Origin of the sequence: Solitalea agri, from assembly GCF_023914155.1 — a bacterium.
GTDB lineage: Bacteria > Bacteroidota > Bacteroidia > Sphingobacteriales > Sphingobacteriaceae > Solitalea > Solitalea agri.
The window spans coordinates 1-3,643 of record NZ_JAMWYS010000018.1 but is presented as its reverse complement, the minus strand read 5'-3'; the positions used below and the strand labels follow the sequence as shown (position 1 = coordinate 3,643).

2 protein-coding genes are annotated in these 3,643 nt (G+C 44.7%); both read left to right on the top strand.

The features are described from left to right. The first annotated feature begins 625 nt into the window (after positions 1 to 625). A complete protein-coding gene (locus NF867_RS04275; RefSeq protein ID WP_252586349.1) occupies positions 626 to 973 on the top strand; it encodes a GIY-YIG nuclease family protein in 348 nt (115 codons plus the stop codon). Between the two features lie 236 nt (positions 974 to 1,209). After that, positions 1,210 to 3,105, top strand: coding sequence for a molecular chaperone DnaK (dnaK, locus tag NF867_RS04270; RefSeq protein ID WP_252586348.1), 1,896 nt, complete (start codon positions 1,210 to 1,212; stop codon positions 3,103 to 3,105). Positions 3,106 to 3,643: the final 538 nt, after the last annotated feature.

Below are 3,643 nucleotides of genomic sequence, written 5' to 3'. Positions count from 1 at the left end.
AAATTAGCCTAACTGTTCAACCAACTTTATCTTTTAACGGGTTACTGAAAAATTCATTTTTACACAGCCTCTGCAACGCGTGCGAAATGCTGCATTGAGTTTTCAACTCTATTCTATTACATCAGCTGAGCGTAGTCGAAGCCCCAAATAGTGTTTCGACTATGCTCAACATGACTGCGCTTCGAGTATGCGCCGAGTATGCGTCTAGTATACGTCTAGTATACGTCTAGTATGCTTCCACTACCCTTCGGTCCTCGTACTTTGTACTTCGCCTCCGCTCAGCATGACAACGCACAGTATGACGGGGTTGTCAGCCTGAGCGGAGTCGAAGGCTATTGGTCAGACCTTTCATTTCATTTAATGTCAGCCTGAGGGAGTCGAAGGCTTTAGTCAGGCCTTTCATTTAATGTCAGCCTGAGCGTAGTCGAAGGCTCTTGGTCAGGCCTTTCATTTAATGTCAGCCTGAGCGGAGTCAAAGGCTCTTGGTCAGGCCTTTCATTTAATGTCAGCCTGAGACAGTCGAAGGCTCTTGGTCAGGCCTTTCATTTAATGTCAGCCTGAGCGGAGTCGAAGGCTTGTTGCTTTAAATGGCTATTGTTATATTAATTGTTACAAAACTCTACCTATGAAATTAATGTATGTTTATATTCTGCTTTGTTCAGATGGTTCTTATTATACCGGCGTTACCAATGATGTTGATAATCGTTTGTTGGAGCATAACGAAGGAGGGGACAAGAGAAGCTATACGTTTTCACGAAGGCCTGTGCAATTGGTGTTTTGGGAAGTTTTTCAGACTCCAATGGCTGCAATTGAATTTGAGAAACAGGTTAAGGGTTGGTCGCGTAAGAAGAAAGAGGCTATCATTAATGGTAGGTGGGAGGACCTGAAGGGTTTATCGGAATGTAAGAATAGCAGTCATTATGTACTTAGGTCCTCGCCCTTCGACTTCGCTCAGGGTGACAGCTCGGACTGATCGCTCATGCTTCTGTCCTCGACTACGCTCGGTCTGACGGCTCATGCTTCGGTCCTCGACTACGCTCGGACTGACGTTCTCTTCGGACCTCGAGTGCGCTTAGCATGACTGGGTTGTCAGCCTGAGCGTAGTCGAAGGCAAGTTGTTCATGTAGTTTTGTCAGTGTAGGGCTGTCAAATTGGTATTGGCATATGCATTGATAATAATGCATATCGTTCAATGAAAATTTTAGAATTATGTCAAAAATTATAGGTATAGATTTAGGAACTACCAACTCATGTGTTGCCGTTATGGAAGGTAACGAGCCGGTAGTTATTCCGAACAGTGAAGGTAGAAGGACTACACCTTCAATTGTTGCATTTGTGGAGAATGGCGAGCGCAAAGTGGGTGATCCTGCTAAACGTCAGGCTATCACAAATCCAAAGAAAACGGTTTATTCTATTAAGCGTTTCATGGGTAACACCTATGAAGAGGACTTAAAAGAAATCTCTCGTGTTCCTTATTCAGTGGTAAAGGGTGATAATAATACACCTCGCGTTCAGATCGATGATCGTAGCTACACTCCTCAGGAGATTTCGGCAATGGTACTTCAGAAAATGAAGAAAACGGCTGAAGACTATTTAGGTACTGAGGTTACTGATGCGGTTATTACTGTTCCAGCCTACTTTAACGACGCACAACGTCAGGCTACTAAAGAAGCAGGCGAAATTGCCGGTTTAAATGTGAAGCGTATTATCAATGAGCCTACCGCAGCTGCTTTAGCTTACGGTTTAGATAAAGCGCATAAGGATATGAAAATTGTGGTATTCGACTGTGGTGGTGGTACACACGACGTTTCAATCCTGGAATTAGGCGATGGCGTTTTTGAAGTAAAATCAACTGATGGTGATACTCACTTAGGTGGTGATGACTTTGACCAGGTAATTATTGATTGGTTAGCTGAAGAGTTTAAAAAGGATGAAGGATTAGATCTTCGTAGAGATCCAATGGCTTTACAGCGCTTGAAAGAAGCTGCGGAAAAAGCTAAGATCGAATTGTCGAGCTCTACTTCAACAGAAATCAACTTGCCGTATATTATGCCGGTTGATGGTGTGCCTAAACACTTAGTGCGCAACTTTACCCGTGCTAAATTTGAGCAGTTAGCTGACTCATTGATCAAACGTACCATTGAGCCTTGTCGTACTGCATTGAAAAATGCTGGTATGTCAGTAGGTGACATCGACGAAGTGATTTTGGTAGGTGGTTCTACCCGTATCCCTGCTATCCAAGAAGCGGTGCAGGCGTTCTTTGGTAAAGCTCCTTCAAAAGGTGTAAACCCAGATGAGGTTGTGGCTGTTGGTGCTGCTATTCAAGGTGGTGTATTAACCGGTGAAGTTAAAGATGTATTGTTATTAGACGTTACTCCGCTTTCATTAGGTATTGAAACCATGGGTGGTGTAATGACCCGCTTGATTGAGTCTAATACTACCATTCCTACCAAACGTAGCGAGGTGTTCTCAACGGCTTCTGACAATCAGCCTTCGGTAGAAATTCACGTATTGCAAGGTGAGCGCCCGATGGCGAATCAAAACCGTACAATTGGTCGTTTCCACTTAGACGGTATTCCTCCTGCACCTCGTGGTATTCCTCAAATCGAAGTTGCTTTTGATATTGATGCCAATGGTATTTTACACGTTTTAGCGAAAGATAAAGCAACCGGTAAAGAGCAGAAAATTCGTATCGAAGCAAGCTCTGGTTTATCAGATGCTGATATCGATAGAATGAAAAAAGAGGCTGAAGCAAATGCTGAAGCGGATAAAAAAGCAAAAGAAGAAATCGAAAAGTTGAATGCTGCTGATTCATTAGTTTTCTCAACAGAGAAACAATTAAAAGAATACGGTGATAAACTTTCGGCAGGTAATAAGTCGGCAATTGAAGATGCATTGAAGCAATTGAAAGATGCTCATGCTGCTAAAGATTTTGCTGCCATTGAAACTGCTTCTACTGCATTAACTAACGCTTGGAATGCTGCTTCTGAAGAGATGTACAAAGCTACCAACGAAGGTGCTGCTCAACAACCTGGTGATGCTGGTCAGTCTTCAGGTGATAACAGTGGTGATGTTAAAGACGTAGATTTCGAAGAAGTGAAGTAATGTGATTGCACCGATTAATTGGTGATTACATTGATTTGATATTAACGGCTGTTTCTGTTAAAGAAACGGCCGTTTTTTTTGTGCCCTTCGTGGTTCGGTCCTCGACTACGCTCGGACTGACAGCTCAGGGAGCCCTTCGGTCCTCGACTACGCTCGGACTGACCGCTCAGGGTGACGGCTCGCCCTTCGGTCATCCACTCCGCTCGGACTGACAACGGCTCGCCCTTCGGTCCTCGACTACGCTCGGACTGACCGCTCAGGGTGACGGCTCGCCCTTCGGTCATCCACTCCGCTCGGACTGACAACGGCTCGCCCTTCGGTCCTCGACTCCGCTCGGACTGACAGCTCATGGTGCCCTTCGACTTCGGACTGACCGCTCAGGATGCCCTTCGTACTTTGTGCTTCGACTGGGCTCAGCATGACGAATCAGCCCTTCGTACTTCGCTCAGAGTGACACCATTGTCATGCTGATTTCTATGACAAAACCAAATCATTTTTATAGGTGGTTTGGTTTTTTATTAGGGCATATATCCTGTGA

Bases quoted from the DNA above. Each gene is read 5' to 3' on its own strand.
- NF867_RS04275 (WP_252586349.1), top strand. From the start codon at position 626: ATGAAATTAATGTATGTTTATATTCTGCTTTGTTCAGATGGTTCTTAT.
- dnaK (WP_252586348.1), top strand. From the start codon at position 1,210: ATGTCAAAAATTATAGGTATAGATTTAGGAACTACCAACTCATGTGTT.